The following is a 14,834-nucleotide window of genomic DNA, read 5'->3' on the forward strand; positions in this document are numbered from 1 at the left end:
GCGGCGCCGCTGCGGCCTTTCCGACCGGACCCCTGTATGCCTTTTGCCGATCTCGGCCTTTCCGACCCCTTGCTGCGTGCCGTCGCCGAAGCTGGCTATGACGAGCCGACGCCGATCCAGAAGGGCACGATTCCCCCGGTCCTGATGGGCAAGGACATCATCGGCATCGCCCAGACCGGCACTGGCAAAACCGCCGCTTTCGTGCTGCCGATGATCGATATATTGGGCGAAGGCCGCAGCCGCGCGCGCATGCCACGCAGCCTGATCCTCGAGCCGACGCGCGAACTCGCCGCTCAGGTAGCCGAGAATTTCGTGAAATACGGCAAATATCACAAGCTCTCGATGGCGCTGCTGATCGGCGGCGTGCAGATGGGCGACCAGGTGAAAGCGCTCGAAAAGGGCGTCGATGTGCTGATCGCCACTCCGGGTCGCCTGATGGACCTCTACGGGCGCGGCAAGATATTGCTCACCGGCTGCAATTTGCTGGTGATCGACGAGGCCGACCGCATGCTCGACATGGGGTTCATTCCCGACATCGAGGAAATCTGCTCGCGCCTGCCCAAGAGCCGCCAGACCCTGCTGTTCTCGGCGACCATGCCGCCGCCGATCAAGAAGCTTGCCGACAAGTTCCTGACCGACCCCAAGATGCTCGAAGTGTCGCGCCCGGCCAGCGCCAACCTCAACATCGAACAGCGCGTGATCATCACGACCTCGGCCAAGAAGCGCGACGTGCTGCGCGACGTACTGCGTCATGAAGAGGTCAAGAATGCGATCGTCTTCTCGAACCGCAAGACTACGGTGCGCGACCTTGCCACTAGCCTGAAGAAATCGGGGTTCAAGGTCGGCCAGATCCACGGCGACATGGAACAGGCCGAGCGCATCGCCGAGTTCGACCGCTTCAAGGACGGCACGATCACGATCCTGGTCGCGTCCGACGTCGCCGCGCGCGGGCTGGACGTCAAGGGTGTGAGTCATGTCGTCAACTTCGACGTGCCGTGGCAGCCCGACGACTATGTTCACCGCATCGGGCGGACGGGGCGCGCGGGGCTGAAGGGCATCGCCATCACGCTGGCGACCAAGGAAGACGCCGAAGCGGTGGCGGCGATCGAAAAGCTGACGGCGACGAAGATCGCGCGGTTCTCGGGCGATGGGGCGAGTGAGGGCGCGCCTGCTGCTGCTCCAGCGGCAAGCGAAGAAGCCCCCCGCGAAAAGCGCGAACGCACCCCCCGCGCCAAGGCAGCCCCGAAAGCGGCCCCGGCCCCCAAGCCCGAACCCGCGCCAGAACGCGCCTCCCGCGCCGAAGAACCCCGCCGCGACCGCGCCCCCCGCCAGGACCGCCCCCGCCGCGAGGAACCGCGCTACGAACGCGAGGAAAAACTGGTCGAGGAGCCGAAATTGGTTGCCGACGCCGACCCCGAGTGGAACGGCCCCATGCCGAGCTTCCTATCGTTCGGGGCGAGCTGAACGAGAAGCGGGACCCCGGGTCGAGCCCGGGGCGACGGTTAGGTGGTGCGGTAGCGGTTGAGGAAGGTGCTGCCCCACCCCGCAAATTGCCCCTCCCCGATCGCGTCCCGCATGCCCTGCATCAGCCGCTGGTAAAACCACAGATTATGCTCGGTCATCAGCATCGCCCCTAAAATCTCGGCCGAGCGGACGAGGTGGTGGACGTAGGCGCGCTCATAGGTGGTGCAGGTCGGGCACGGGCAGCCGGGTTCCAGCGGTTCGCGGTCCTCGGCGAACTTTGCGTTGCGGATGTTGATCGGGCCGTCGAGGGTGAACGCCTGCCCCGTGCGCCCTGATCGTGTGGGGAGAACGCAGTCGAACATGTCGATCCCGCGCCGCACTGCCTCGACGATGTCGTCGGGCTTGCCGACGCCCATCAGGTAGCGTGGTTTGTCGACCGGAAGCTGGCCCGGCGCAAAATCGAGGCAGGCGAGCATTGCGTCGTGCCCCTCCCCCACCGCAAGCCCGCCGACGGCGTAGCCATCGAAGCCGATGTCGATCAGGCCTTCCGCTGACCGCGCGCGGAGGTCGCGGTCGAGCACTCCCTGCTGGATGCCGAACAGCGCGGCCCCCTTGGCATGTTCGCCTCCCCGGTCGAACTCATCGCGGCTCCGCCTGGCCCAGCGCAGCGACCGCTCCATCGCCTCGACCTGCACCGCGGGCGCGGCATCGGACGGGACCAGCTGGTCGAACTGCATGACGATGTCCGAGCCCAGCAACCGCTGGATCTCGATCGACCGCTCGGGGCTGAGCATGTGCCGCGACCCGTCGAGGTGCGACTTGAAGCTGACCCCCTCTTCGGTGATCTTCGTGAGGTCGGACAGGCTCATCACCTGATAGCCGCCGCTGTCGGTCAGGATCGGGCGGTTCCAGCCCATGAAGTGATGGAGGCCACCGAGCCGGGCAACTCGCTCGGCGCCGGGGCGAAGCATGAGGTGGTAGGTGTTACCGAGCAAGATATCGGCGCCCGAACCGCGCACATCTGCAGGCTTCATCGCCTTGACCGTGGCCGCCGTTCCAACCGGCATGAAGGCGGGCGTGCGGATTTCGCCGCGCTGCATTTTGATCGAGCCGGTGCGCGCGGCGCCGTCGGTGGCGGCGATGGTGAAGTCGAAACGGGGTGCGGCGGCGCTGGTCATGGTCGCGGCTCCTAGCGGCTCGCGCGCGGCCTCGCTACAGGCGGCACGATGATCGAACACTGGCTTTACCCCGTGCTGACCGCCGTTGCCGTGCTGGCGGGGTTCATCGATGCGATTGCCGGCGGGGGCGGGCTGATCATGGTGCCGGCCTTGCTGTTCGCCGGGGTGCCGCCGCTCAATACGCTGGGGACCAACAAGCTTCAGTCGATGTTCGGCACGGCGATGGCCTTTCGCAACTATTCGGCAAAGGGACTGGTGGATTGGCGGGCGCACAAGGGCACGGTGGCGGCAGTGTTCGTCGGCGCGACGGCGGGCGTGTTGCTGGTTCAGGCGGTGCCCGGCGATGCGCTGCGGCTGCTCATCCCGGTGCTGCTGCTGGTGATGGCGGGCTACACGGTGCTGTCACCGCGAATGAGCGACGAGGACGCGCACGAGCGACTAACCGCGAAAAACTATGTTCCCGTCGCCGGGTCTATCGGTTTCTACGACGGCTTTTTCGGGCCGGGCACGGGCAGCTTCTTCGCGACGACGCTGGTAGCGTTGCGCGGCGTCGGGCTGACACGGGCGACCGCTCAGACCAAATTGTTCAACTTGACGAGCAATGTCGCGAGCGTGGTTTTCTTCGCGATTGGTGGGAAGATCTGGTGGGGGCTGGGGCTGTGCATGGCGCTGGGATCGATGAGCGGGGGGTGGCTGGGCAGCCATACGGCGATGAAATATGGCGCAAAACTAATCAGGCCGCTGCTGGTCGTGCTGAGCCTGGCGCTGACGGCGCGCGTGCTGTGGAGCTATTTTTCGGGGTGAGGAATGAGCAGGCTCGCGTCGCCGTAGCTGTAGAAGCGGTATTGGAGTGCAAGTGCGGTCTTGTACGCTGCCTGCATCGTATCGAGCCCCATCAGCGCCGAGACCAGCATGAACAGGGTCGATTTGGGCAGGTGAAAATTGGTCATCAGCCCGTCGACCGCGCGGAACGCCACGCCCGGGGTGATGAAAATGGCGGTGTCGCCTTCAAAGGCGCGGATGATGCCGTCGTCCCCGCACGCGCTTTCGAGCAGGCGGAGCGAGGTGGTGCCCGCCGCGATGATGCGGCCCCCGGCGGCGCGCGCGGCGTTGAGGCGGTCGGCGGTGGCGGCGTCGATGCGGCCCCATTCGGCGTGCATTTTGTGGTCGGCGGTATCGTCGACCTTGACCGGCAGGAAAGTGCCCGCACCGACGTGGAGGGTGAGCGTTTCGCGGCCGATCCCGGCCTCGTCGAGCGCGGCGAGCAACGCGGGGGTGAAGTGGAGCGAGGCGGTCGGGGCGGCGACGGCGCCCGGTTCGCGAGCGAACATCGTCTGGTAATCATCGGCGTCGGCAGCGTCGGTGCCGCGCTTGGAGGCGATATAGGGCGGGAGCGGCATCGAGCCCGCGCGGTGGAGCAAGGTTTCGACCGGCTCATCCCCAAAGAACGACAGCAGCAGCGCGCCGTCATCGCCCTTTTCGGCAACGCGGGCGGCGACGTCATGGCCGAAGTCGATCGTGTCGCCGAGGCGGGCGCGCCTGGCGTTGCGAACGAACGCCCACCAGTCGCGCGGGCCGGCGCGCTTGTGGAGAGTGGCGCCGATCTTCGCCGCCCCTCGCCGACCCTCCAGCTGAGCGGGGATGACGCGGGTGTCGTTGAAGACCAGCACGTCGCCGCGGCGGAGACGCGAGGGCAGGTCGCGGACGGTGGCGTCCTCGATGGTCGTGCCGCTGACACACAGCATCCGCGCCGAATCCCGCGGCCTTGCGGGGCGAAGCGCGATCCGTTCGGGCGGCAGGTCGAAATCGAACAGGTCGACCCGCATCAGCGGGCGCCGAGCACCTCGGCGACGTCGGCCGGTCCGGCGAGCGTCGCACGGACGATCGTCGTCGGCGCTTCGGGCGGCTCACCGGGGGCGATCGAGTCGACTGCGCCCATGCCTTCGATGACCCGGCCGACCACGGTATATTTATGGTCGAGCGTGGCCTTGGGCATGAACATGATGTAAAATTGGCTGTTGGCGCTGTCGTTGCTTTCGGCACGGGCCATGGCGACCGAGCCGCGCAGGTGGGGCAGTTCGTTGAACTCGGCCTTGAGGTCGGGAAGTGGCGAGCCGCCGGTGCCGTCACCCTTGGGATCGCCACCCTGGGCCATGAAGCCGGGGATCACGCGGTGGAATCTCAGCCCGTCGTAGAAATGCTGCTGGGCAAGCGCCTGGATGCGGTGGACGGCGAGCGGGGCGACGTCGGGGCGCAGCTGGATCACGACATGACCGCCGTTCGACAGATCGAGGACCAGCCGGTTGGCGGGATCGGCGACGACCGCGGCGGGGGCGATGATCGGCACGACCGGATCGGCGGCAAAGCGGGCAGCCTTGGCGATGGCCTTCGACGAAACTTTCTTGACCTTGGTCGCCTTCGTCGGCGCCGGCTTGGACGTCGTGGGCTTGGCGGTGGCCGGCTTGCGCCTGGCATCAACCGGCGAAGCGGCGAGGACAGCCAGCGCCGTGAGCGGCAGAATCATCGTGAAGCGGTTCATATTTCCTCCTGAGGCAATGGCTTAATGCGCCGCCGCCAGATGCGATTTGACGTCGGCAGCAACCGCCGGCGTCACGAATTTGTCGATCGCGCCGCCATAGCGCGCGATTTCCTTAACCAGCCGTGACGCGATCGGTTGAAGGCAAACGTCGGCCATCAGGAAGACCGTTTCGATACGGTCGTTGAGCTGCTGGTTCATGCCCGCCATCTGATATTCATATTCGAAGTCGGCGACGGCGCGCAGCCCGCGGATGATGATCTTGGCGCCCTCGCGCTCGGCAAAGTCCATCAGCAGGGAATCGAAGTCGACGACGCCGATGTCACTGCCGAGCGCGGCGACTTCGCGCCGGACCATGGAGAGCCGTTCTTCGACCGAGAACATCGGAGATTTCGACGGGTTGGTCGTGACCCCGATGACGAGCTTGTCGACGATCTGCGCGCCGCGCTTGATGATGTCGATATGCCCCAAAGTGATCGGGTCGAAGGTGCCCGGATAAACGCCGATACGCATCAGTGATCCCTTTCGACGGCAAAACGGGCGATGGCGCGGAGCAGGTCGGCCTCGGCGCCGTGATGGCCAAGATGCTCGATCGCCTGATCGACCAGCATCGACGCCTGGGCGCGGGCGCGCTCCTCGCCCATCAACGAGACGAAGGTCGCCTTGCCCGCCGCGGCATCCTTGCCGACGCGCTTGCCGGCAGTGGCTTCGTCGCCGCCATGGTCGATCAGATCGTCGGCGATCTGGAAGGCGAGGCCGACGTTGCGGGCATAGCCACGATAGGGAGTGCGGGCGTGGGGATCGACGCCCGCCATGATGCACGCCGCCTCGACCGCATGTTCGATCAGCGCGCCGGTCTTGAGTTGCTGGAGGCGCGTGATGCCGCCGATGTCGAGCGACGCGCCCTCGGCGGCGAGGTCCATCATCTGTCCCCCGGCCATGCCGTCGCGGCCCGAGGCCCGGGCAAGGTCGATTGTCAGTTCGGCGCGAACCACGGGGTTTTCCGAGGTGCGCGGGTCGGCGAGGATTTCGAACGCCAAGGCGTGGAGGCTGTCACCGGCGAGGACTGCGGTGGCTTCGTCATAGGCTTTGTGGACGGTCGGCTTGCCGCGGCGCAGGTCATCGTCGTCCATGCACGGCAAGTCGTCGTGGATCAGCGAATAGACGTGGATCGCCTCGATCGCGGCGCCGACCCGCAGCGCGCGGTCGCGGTCGATCCCGAACAGGCGGGCGGCAGCGACGGTGAGCAGCGGGCGAAGGCGCTTGCCCCCGCCGATCGCGGCATGGGCCATAGCCGAGTAGAGCCGGTCGCGGCCGTCCCCCGGTAGGCGGAGAAGTCCCGCGAAAAGCGTGTCGACCTCGCCCGAAACCGAGGCGGCCTCGGCATCGAGATCGACCGCCAAGGGCATCATGACGTCAGTCGCCATCGAAGGGCTTGGTGCCGTCAGGCTTGCCGTCGGGGCCGATGCTGATCTGCTCGATCCGCGCCTGCGCCGATTTCAGCCGTGCCTCGCAATGGCGTTTCAGCGCATCGCCGCGCTGGTACAGCTCGATCGACTGGTCGAGCGGTGCCTCGCCGCGTTCGAGCGTTCGGACGATTGTCTCGAGTTCGGCCAGCGCCGCCTCGAAACTATGTCCATCAAGCGGGGTTGAATCATCGGCCATAAGCTACACTGTCCCGGCGCGGAGCGAGTTTCAAGCCGCCGCGGTAGGCTTCTTGAAGGGATCTTTGATCCCCGGCACGATTTCGTCCGAGGTATCGGGCTCGCCAGCTTCGGCATAGGCCAGCGCAGCCTCGGCATCGCGGTGGTGCTGCTCGCGCTCGGCACGAAGCTCCTCGATCAGCGCGGCGCGGTCGCCTTCGAGGCGGGTGTCGGTTGGCGCGGCGAGGCCGGCGGCCTTGGCAGCCTTGGCGACGGCAGCGTCAAGCTCGCGCTGGGTGGTCAGGCCGAGCGTGACCGGATCCTTGGGCTGGATATTGGTCATGTTCCAGTGGGTCCGGTCGCGCAGCGCGGCAATGGTCGTGCGGGTCGTGCCGATCAGCTTGCCGATCGCACCGTCGGTAACTTCAGGATGGTTGCGCAGGATCCAGGCGATGCCGTCGGGCTTGTCCTGGCGCTTCGACACCGGGGTGTAGCGTGGGCCCTTGGTCCGGCGGACGGGATCGGGCTCCTTGATCATCTTGAGGCGGTATTCGGGGTCGGCTTGGCCGCGCTCGATTTCGTCACGGTTGAGCTCGCCGGCGCGGATCGGATCGCGCCCGGTCAGCTTGGTCGCGGCGGTGTCGTCTGCGATGGCCTGGATCTCGAGGATGTGGAGGCCGCAGAATTCCGCGATCTGCTCAAACGACAGCGCGCTGTTGTCGACCAGCCAGGCGGCGGTCGCATGGGGCATGAGGGGCTGGGCCACGATCTTCTCCAAAGACGAAAACGGCCGCCCCTTGCGGAGCGGCCTGGTTGTGGGAACGGTCTAGTGCGGCCTGTCTTCAAGGGCAAGCATTAGCTACTCCATCGTCAGCACGATCTTGCCAACATGGTCTCCCGCTTCGAGGCGCTCGTGCGCGGCGGCGGCTTCGGCCAGCGGGAAGGTCGCGTCGATGATCGGCTTCAGGCGGTTGCCCTCGACGTAGGGCCACACGGTCTTGGCGAGTTCATCGGCGACCATCGTCTTGAATTCGACGTTGCGCGGGCGGAGCGTCGAGCCGGTCATGGTCAGGCGGCGGCGCATCAGGTCGAACAGCGGGATTTCGGCGCTGGCACCGCGCTGGACCGCGATCGAGACGTGACGGCCCTCTTCGGCGAGGCATTTGAGGTTGCGCGGGACATAGTCGCCGCCGACCATGTCGAGAACGACCGCGACCCCCCTGCCCTCGGTCCAGCGATCGACCGCATCGACGAAATCGGTTTCCTTGTAATTGATGGCGTGGGCCGCACCGAGCTCGACCGCGGCGGCGCATTTGTCGTCCGAGCCGCAGGTGACGATCACCTCGAGCCCGAAGAGATTACCGAGGAGGATCGCCATCGTGCCGATGCCGCTGGTCCCGCCATGGACGAGGACGGTATCGCCGTCGGCAGCAAAGCCCCGCTCGAACAGGTTGATCCAAACGGTGAAGAGGGTCTCGGGCATGGCCGCAGCCTCGGTCATGCGCAGGACTTCGGGGACAGAGAGGCAGGTGCCACTGGGTGCCAGGCAATATTCGGCATAGCCGCCGCCCGTGACGAGGGCGCACACGCGGCTGCCGATCGGGGGACCGGCAAAATCACCGACTGCGACGACGATACCGGCAATCTCGAGCCCGGGGATGTCGGTGGCGCCGGGCGGGGGGGCGTAATTGCCCATCCGCTGGAGCACGTCGGGGCGGTTGATACCCGCGGCGGCGACCTTGATCAGAACTTCGCCGGGGCCAGGTGTCGGCACGGGACGAGTCACGGGCTTGAGGACTTGCGGGCCGCCGGGCTCGCTGATCTCGATCGCGGTCATTGTTGCGGGAATGTCGCTCACGCGGTTACGGTCCTTTTTGAAGTCGTGCGGCTTATTGACAGCGCGCCTCGCCGGGTCAACGCTGGTGATGCGATGGACCTCGACGATCTCTTCTCGGGAAAGCCCGCCGATCCGCTGACCGAGCTTGGCCGGCAGGAGCTCGGCCCCTTGTCGGTGGCCGAGCTGGAGGCGCGGATCGAGGCGCTCGAGGCCGAGATTGGGAGAACCAGGGCGCACATGGACGAGACCGCCCGCCACAAGGCAAGCGCCGATGCGCTGTTCGCGAAACGATAGGCCGCCCCAGTTTGACGCCGCCGCGCCCTTGATTGGCGCGTCCAACCTTACGACATACCCATCAAGCGCCGCAGCTATCCCCGGCGCGGCATAGGAGCCCCCATGCCCAGTTTCGCCCGCGATCTTGAAAAGACCCTGCACAACGCGCTTGGCGAAGCGTCCAAGCGGCGCCACGAATATGCGACGCTGGAACATCTGCTGATGGCGCTGATCGACGACGAGCATGCGTCGAAGGTGATGACCGCGTGCGGGGTCAGCCGCGACGATTTGCGCGGGACTGTGAAGAATTACCTCGACAATGAGCTGGGCGCGCTGGTGGCCGATTCGGCGACCGACCCGACCCCGACGAGCGGGTTCCAGCGGGTGATCCAGCGCGCGATCCTGCATGTCCAGTCGTCGGGACGCGACGAAGTGACCGGGGGCAATGTGCTGGTCGCACTGTTTTCCGAGCGGGAAAGCTATGCGGTTTACTTTTTGCAGCAGCAGGACATGAGCCGACTGGATGCCGTAACCTACATCAGCCACGGCGTCGGCAAGGGCGATGCTCCGGGCGAGGCGACCCCGCCGACGGGCGCGGTGCCCGAGGAGAAGAACGAGGGCAAGAGCGACGGCAAGAAGGAAAGTGCGCTTGCCCAGTTCACGGTCAACCTCAACGACAAGGCGAAGACGGGCAAGATCGACCCGCTGATCGGACGCAACGCCGAAGTCGACCGGACGGTCCAGATCCTGTGCCGCCGGTCGAAGAACAACCCGCTCTATGTCGGTGATCCGGGCGTCGGCAAGACCGCCATCGCCGAGGGGCTGGCGCGCAAGATCGTTGAGGGCGATGTGCCCGACGTGCTGCTGCCCGCCGTCATCTACTCGCTCGACATGGGCGCGCTGCTGGCCGGCACCCGCTATCGCGGGGACTTCGAGGAGCGGCTGAAGTCGGTTGTGACCGAGTTGGAGAAAATGCCCGACGCGATCCTGTTCATCGACGAGATCCACACGGTGATCGGCGCCGGCGCGACCAGCGGCGGGGCGATGGACGCGTCGAACCTGCTCAAGCCGGCGCTGTCGTCGGGGGCGATCCGCTGCATCGGGTCGACCACTTACAAGGAGTTCCGCAACCACTTCGAAAAGGACCGCGCGCTGCTTCGCCGGTTCCAGAAGATAGACGTCAACGAGCCGACGATCGAGGACACGATCAAGATTATCGCCGGGCTTCGATCGGCGTTCGAGGCTCATCACAGCGTCCGCTACACCCCCGACGCGATCAAGTCGGCGGTCGAGCTTTCGGCGCGCTACATCCATGACCGCAAGCTGCCCGACAAGGCGATCGACGTGATCGACGAGGTCGGCGCGATGCAAATGCTGGTCCCGCCGTCGCGACGCAAGAAAGTGATCACGGCAAAGGAAATCGAACAGGTCGTGGCGACGATGGCGCGGATCCCGCCGAAATCCGTGTCGAGCGACGACAAGGCCACGCTCCAGAACCTGGAGACTGACCTCAAGCGGGTCGTGTTCGGGCAGGACATGGCGATCGAGAAATTGGCCTCGGCGATCAAGCTCAGCCGGGCGGGCCTGCGCGAACCCGACAAGCCGATCGGCAACTACCTCTTCTCGGGCCCCACCGGGGTCGGCAAGACCGAGGTCGCGCGCCAGCTCGCAATGGTGCTCGGCATCCCGCTGCAGCGGTTCGACATGTCCGAATATATGGAGCGCCACTCGGTCAGCCGGCTGATCGGCGCGCCCCCGGGCTATGTCGGCTATGACCAGGGCGGGCTGCTCACCGACGCGGTCGACCAGCAGCCGCATTCGGTGCTGCTGCTCGACGAGATCGAGAAGGCGCACCCTGATCTGTTCAACATCCTGTTGCAGGTGATGGATAACGGCAAGCTGACCGATCATCACGGCAAGACGGTCGATTTCCGCAACACCATCCTGATCATGACGACCAATGCCGGGGCATCCGACATGGCGCGCGAGGGGATCGGGTTTGGCGCGAGCAGCCGCGAGGACGTCCAGGAGGACGCGATCAAGAAGATGTTCACGCCCGAATTCCGCAACCGGCTGGATGCGGTGGTGCCGTTTGCCTATCTGCCGCCGGCGGTGGTGGCGCGGGTGGTCGACAAGTTCATCCTCCAGCTCGAACTCCAGCTCGCCGACCGCAACGTCCACATCGAATTGGACGACGAGGCCCGCGAGTGGCTGACGACCCGCGGGTATGACAAATTGTACGGCGCGCGGCCGATGGGGCGATTGGTGCAGGAGAAGATCAAGCAGCCGCTCGCCGAGGAATTATTGTTCGGCAAGCTGGTCCACGGCGGCGAAGTCAAGGTCCGCATCAAGGACAATCAGCCGGTGTTCGAGATCGTCTCGGCGCCGCCCAAGGCGGTCAAGCCGAAGGGGACGAAGGGGAAGTTGAAGGGTGCCGGGAAGGCCAAGCCGGAGGCGTTGACGGAGAGCGAGCCGGTGGCGAGTGGGGATGAAGGGGCAGAGTAGGCTAATCGGTCGCGACGTGAGCCCCCCCCTTGCGCCGCGCGTCGTCCTGCGCATGATCGTCCCGTTCGAAGGGGATGGTCATGCGTGAGGCAAAGTTGGCGTTGGTGGTGGCGCTTTGTCGATGAACGATGACGTATCCCCGTCGCATCGCACATCTCCGTGGGTGATGTTGCTCGCGGCACTGCTGGTGGCGGCGTTGGCGCTGGTGGGAGTGATGGCGGTGCGGACGCCGCGCGATATCGGGGGAGCGTCGAAGGACACGCTGGCCTCGGGCCTGCCGCTGACCGTCGAGCAGAGGTCGGTCGAGTTTCGCCACGCTAACCTGTCGTTCGAAGTGTTTCCCGACCGGCGGGCGATCGCGGGCAAGGCGGTGCTCACGCTAGTCGTCGGCAAGCCGATTGCCCGCATCCAGTTCGACCTCGACCGCGAGCTGCCGATATCGAGCCTGTCGCTAAACGGGCAGGCGCTGGGTAGCGATCGCTGGCGCAATCCCGACGGGCGCGTGACGGTCGACCTGGGCCGGACGGCGCAACCGGGTGAGACGCTGACCCTCGCGATCACTTATGCCGGGCGGCCGCATGTCGCGAAGAAGGCGCCGTGGGACGGGGGCTTTGTGTGGAGCCGGACCCCGGCGGGGGCGCCGTGGGTGGCGACCGCGGTCGAGGGCGAGGGCTGCGACCTGTTCTGGCCGTGCTTCGACAACAGCATGGTCGAAGTCGGGACGGTCGATCTGCACATCACCGTGCCCCACGGGCTGGTGGCGCCGTCGAACGGGCGGCTGGTCAGCGTGACCCAGGGTGGCGACGGGCGGCCGACCTATAACTGGCACACCGAGCATCCCAATAATTACGCAATCGCGCTCAATGTCGCGCCCTATCGCGTGGTCAGCGGCAGCTATGCCAGCCGCTTCGGCAACCGCATCGCGATGGATTACTGGTATTTGCCGGGCGAGGAGAAGCAGGCCAAAACGCTGTTTTCCGAATTCGCCCCGACGCTCGATTTCTTCGAGGAGATGATCGGGCCTTACCCGTTTGGTACCGAAAAGCTCGGAGTGGTCGAGACCCCCCACCTCGGCATGGAGCATCAGACGATCAACGCCTATGGCAACGCCTATAAACAGGCGCCCGAGGGCTTTGACTGGCTGTTCCAGCATGAGTTCAGCCATGAGTGGTTCGGCAATCAGCTGACCAACGCCGACTGGGACGACATGTGGCTGCACGAGGGGTTCGGCACCTATATGCAGCCGCTTTATTCGGAATGGCGCGGTGGGCGGATTCCGTACGACGCGTGGCTGTGGAAGATCCGGGGCACGATCATGAACCGCCATCCGATCGTATCGGGGGCGCACCGCACCGAAGCGCAGGTCTATAACCCGGCGACCGGGCCGGGGCTGGACATCTATAACAAGGGGGCCTGGGTGCTCCACACGCTTCGCGGGGTGATCGGCGATGCGGCATTCTTCCGCTCGGTAAAGCGTGAAGTCTATGGCCGGGTCGACCCGGCGCCGCGCAATTTCAAGCCGCGGTTCGGATCAACCAACGAGTTTGTCGGGATCGTGAACCAGGAGAGCGGGCGCGACCTTGGCTGGTTTTTCGACGTCTATCTGAGGCAGGCGAAGCTGCCGCTGCTGGTCGACCGGCGCGACGGCAATCGGCTGACCCTGCAGTGGCGTACCCCGCGCGGCTTGCCCTTTCCGTTGCCGGTCGAAGTGGCGATCGACGGCACGGTGCAGACGGTGGCGATGACGGGGGGCAAGGGTGAGTTGACGCTGCCGTCGCCAAGGGCGCACGTGACGATCGATCCGCAAGGCAAGCTGCTTCGCCAGTCGGACGAGATGGACCGCTTCCGGGACTTTACCGATGCGGCCAAGACCAAGGCAGCAGGAGGAAAATCATGAGCGAGCTCACATTCTACACCAATCCCCAGTCGCGCGGACAGATCGTGCGGTGGATGCTGGAAGAGGTCGGGCAGCCGTACGAGACCGAGATCCTGACCTATGGCGGTACGTTGCAGGGGGATGCCTACAAGGCGATCAACCCGATGCAGAAGATCCCGGCGATCGTCCATGACGGCAAGGTCGTGACCGAAGTCGCCGCGATCTGCCTGTATCTGGCGGACGCTTTCCCCGATGCGGGGCTAGCGCCGGCGATGGGGGATCGGGCCGATTATTATCGCTGGACGATGTTCGCCGCGGGGCCGATCGAGGCGGCGTTCACCAACAAGTCGGCCGGGTGGGAGCCCGAGGCGGGCAAGCAGGCGATGTTCGGCTATGGAACGTTCGATCGCGCGGTCGACACGCTGGAAATAGCGGTGACGGGCAAGCGCTTCATCGCCGGGGACAGGTTCAGCGCGGCGGACGTCGTGGTAGGGTCGCAGATCGGCTTCATGATGATGTTCGGGCTGCTGGAACCACGGCCTGCCTTCGCGGCCTATGTTGCCAGCGTGACCGACCGCGACGCGTACCGCCGGGGCAAGCAGATAGACGAAGAAGCCGCAGCCGCAATGCAGGCGACATCGCCCGGCTGATCAGCGAAGATTGGCGCGATAAAGTCGCAACAGTTCGGCCCAGGCGCGCTCTGCCGCAGGCTCGTTATAGGCCTGGCTCCCGGCGACGGTCCAACCATGGTCGGCGGGATAGACTTCGACCGTGGCGGGTCGCCGGGCCGCGGCGAAGCTCGCCTTGAGGATGTCCTTGGCATCGGGCTGGTTGCGATCGTCGTTCTGGGCGATCGCGACGAGGAAGGCGGCGCGCGATTTGGGAATAAGAAGGTGCGGGCTGCCCGGCTCCTTGCTCACCAGCCCACCGCCATGGAAGGTCGCGACGGCCCGGATCCGGTCAGGCCGAAGCGCCGCGGCGCGAAAGGCGAACGGACCGCTGAAACAATAGCCCTGGACGCCGGCGCCCTTGCGACGATCGACCTGCCGCTGTGCATCAAGGAAGTGGAGGAAGGCGCCGGTGTCGGCATCGATCCGGGCGTCGGTCAGCGTGGCTTTGAGCACCATGAGCTTGCCCATCGCGACCTTGTCTCCAAAATCGAACGGCCCGGTGACGATCGGCGCCCGGCGCGTGCGATAGAAGGGATTGGGCACCAGCACGACATAGCCGCGCGCCGCAAGCCGGCGGCCCATCTCGCGAAACACCGGCCGCAAGCCCAAAATGTCGGGCCACAGCAGCACCGCTGGCCAGGTACCACGCCCCGCCGGGCGGAACAGCGCCGCGTCGGCCGAGCCGTCGGCAGTCTTGACCAACACGTCGGTCTCGACGACCTGGGCGGCGAACGCAGCGTCGGGCAGCGCGGTCGTCGCGGCGACCGCTGACAGAGCGAGCAGCGCCGAGCGCCGGGTCAGCGAGGTGTCGACGATGAAAGGCTCGTCGTCATGCTGGTCACACATCTGGC

15 protein-coding genes are annotated in these 14,834 nt (G+C 65.9%); 6 read left to right on the forward strand and 9 right to left on the reverse strand.

Going from position 1 to position 14,834, the window contains the following annotated elements:
- The first annotated feature begins 36 nt into the window (after positions 1–36).
- A complete protein-coding gene (locus U1700_RS11385; RefSeq protein WP_332752775.1) occupies positions 37–1,464 on the forward strand; it encodes a DEAD/DEAH box helicase in 1,428 nt (475 codons plus the stop codon).
- 38 nt (positions 1,465–1,502) lie between these two features.
- Here U1700_RS11385 and tgt read toward each other — a convergent pair whose 3' ends face one another.
- Positions 1,503–2,642 carry a tRNA guanosine(34) transglycosylase Tgt gene (gene tgt, locus U1700_RS11390; protein ID WP_332752776.1) on the reverse strand — a complete coding sequence of 380 codons (1,140 nt, stop codon included), beginning with the start codon at positions 2,640–2,642 and terminating at the stop codon, positions 1,503–1,505.
- Positions 2,643–2,690: 48 nt separating this feature from the next.
- Between tgt and U1700_RS11395 the strand changes: the two genes are divergently transcribed.
- Positions 2,691–3,446, forward strand: a complete 756-nt coding sequence (locus tag U1700_RS11395; RefSeq protein ID WP_332752777.1) for a TSUP family transporter — start codon at positions 2,691–2,693, stop codon at positions 3,444–3,446.
- On the opposite strand, the gene queA is transcribed toward U1700_RS11395, so the two are convergent.
- The 7 genes from queA to U1700_RS11430 all read right to left on the reverse strand — a co-directional run bounded on the left by queA (position 3,431) and on the right by U1700_RS11430 (position 8,679).
- Positions 3,431–4,468 carry a tRNA preQ1(34) S-adenosylmethionine ribosyltransferase-isomerase QueA gene (gene queA / locus U1700_RS11400; RefSeq protein WP_332752778.1) on the reverse strand — a complete coding sequence of 346 codons (1,038 nt, stop codon included), beginning with the start codon at positions 4,466–4,468 and terminating at the stop codon, positions 3,431–3,433. The genes U1700_RS11395 and queA overlap by 16 nt on opposite strands.
- Positions 4,468–5,181 carry a peptidylprolyl isomerase gene (locus tag U1700_RS11405; RefSeq protein ID WP_332752779.1) on the reverse strand — a complete coding sequence of 238 codons (714 nt, stop codon included), beginning with the start codon at positions 5,179–5,181 and terminating at the stop codon, positions 4,468–4,470. Before U1700_RS11405 ends, queA begins: the two co-directional genes overlap by 1 nt.
- Positions 5,182–5,202: 21 nt before the next feature.
- Positions 5,203–5,691 (reverse strand): pantetheine-phosphate adenylyltransferase, encoded by a 489-nt coding sequence (gene coaD / locus U1700_RS11410; RefSeq protein WP_332752780.1) that lies wholly within the window; start codon positions 5,689–5,691, stop codon positions 5,203–5,205.
- Entirely contained in the window at positions 5,691–6,605 is a 915-nt protein-coding gene (locus U1700_RS11415; protein WP_332752781.1) for a polyprenyl synthetase family protein, read from the reverse strand. Before U1700_RS11415 ends, coaD begins: the two co-directional genes overlap by 1 nt.
- A complete protein-coding gene (locus U1700_RS11420; RefSeq protein ID WP_332752782.1) occupies positions 6,595–6,843 on the reverse strand; it encodes an exodeoxyribonuclease VII small subunit in 249 nt (82 codons plus the stop codon). The genes U1700_RS11415 and U1700_RS11420 overlap by 11 nt, the downstream gene beginning before the upstream one ends.
- Before the next feature lie 30 nt (positions 6,844–6,873).
- Entirely contained in the window at positions 6,874–7,587 is a 714-nt protein-coding gene (locus tag U1700_RS11425) for a cell cycle transcriptional regulator TrcR (protein ID WP_332752783.1), read from the reverse strand.
- 93 nt (positions 7,588–7,680) lie between these two features.
- Complete coding sequence (locus U1700_RS11430; RefSeq protein ID WP_332752784.1) at positions 7,681–8,679, reverse strand: NAD(P)H-quinone oxidoreductase; 999 nt, start codon at positions 8,677–8,679, stop codon at positions 7,681–7,683.
- Between the two features lie 24 nt (positions 8,680–8,703).
- On the opposite strand from U1700_RS11430, the gene U1700_RS11435 reads away from it, so the two are divergent.
- From U1700_RS11435 to U1700_RS11450, 4 genes are all read left to right on the forward strand, one after another.
- Positions 8,704–8,952: a DUF1192 domain-containing protein gene (locus U1700_RS11435; protein ID WP_443025937.1), complete on the forward strand. Its 249-nt coding sequence runs from the start codon at positions 8,704–8,706 to the stop codon at positions 8,950–8,952.
- Positions 8,953–9,054: 102 nt separating this feature from the next.
- Positions 9,055–11,436, forward strand: a complete 2,382-nt coding sequence (clpA, locus tag U1700_RS11440; RefSeq protein WP_332752785.1) for an ATP-dependent Clp protease ATP-binding subunit ClpA — start codon at positions 9,055–9,057, stop codon at positions 11,434–11,436.
- A 121-nt stretch (positions 11,437–11,557) separates the two neighbouring features.
- The gene (locus tag U1700_RS11445) at positions 11,558–13,333 is read left to right on the forward strand and encodes a M1 family metallopeptidase (protein ID WP_332752786.1); all 1,776 of its coding nucleotides are present in this window, start codon (positions 11,558–11,560) and stop codon (positions 13,331–13,333) included.
- Positions 13,327–13,962, forward strand: a complete 636-nt coding sequence (locus tag U1700_RS11450) for a glutathione S-transferase family protein (RefSeq protein WP_332753007.1) — start codon at positions 13,327–13,329, stop codon at positions 13,960–13,962. Before U1700_RS11445 ends, U1700_RS11450 begins: the two co-directional genes overlap by 7 nt.
- Here the strand turns inward: U1700_RS11450 and U1700_RS11455 are convergent, their stop codons facing one another.
- On the reverse strand, positions 13,963–14,829 hold the full coding sequence (locus U1700_RS11455) for a dienelactone hydrolase family protein (RefSeq protein WP_332752787.1): 867 nt from the start codon (positions 14,827–14,829) through the stop codon (positions 13,963–13,965).
- Between the last annotated feature and the right edge of the window lie 5 nt (positions 14,830–14,834).

Source organism: Sphingomonas sp. RB1R13 (assembly GCF_036663775.1).
GTDB lineage: Bacteria > Pseudomonadota > Alphaproteobacteria > Sphingomonadales > Sphingomonadaceae > Sphingomicrobium.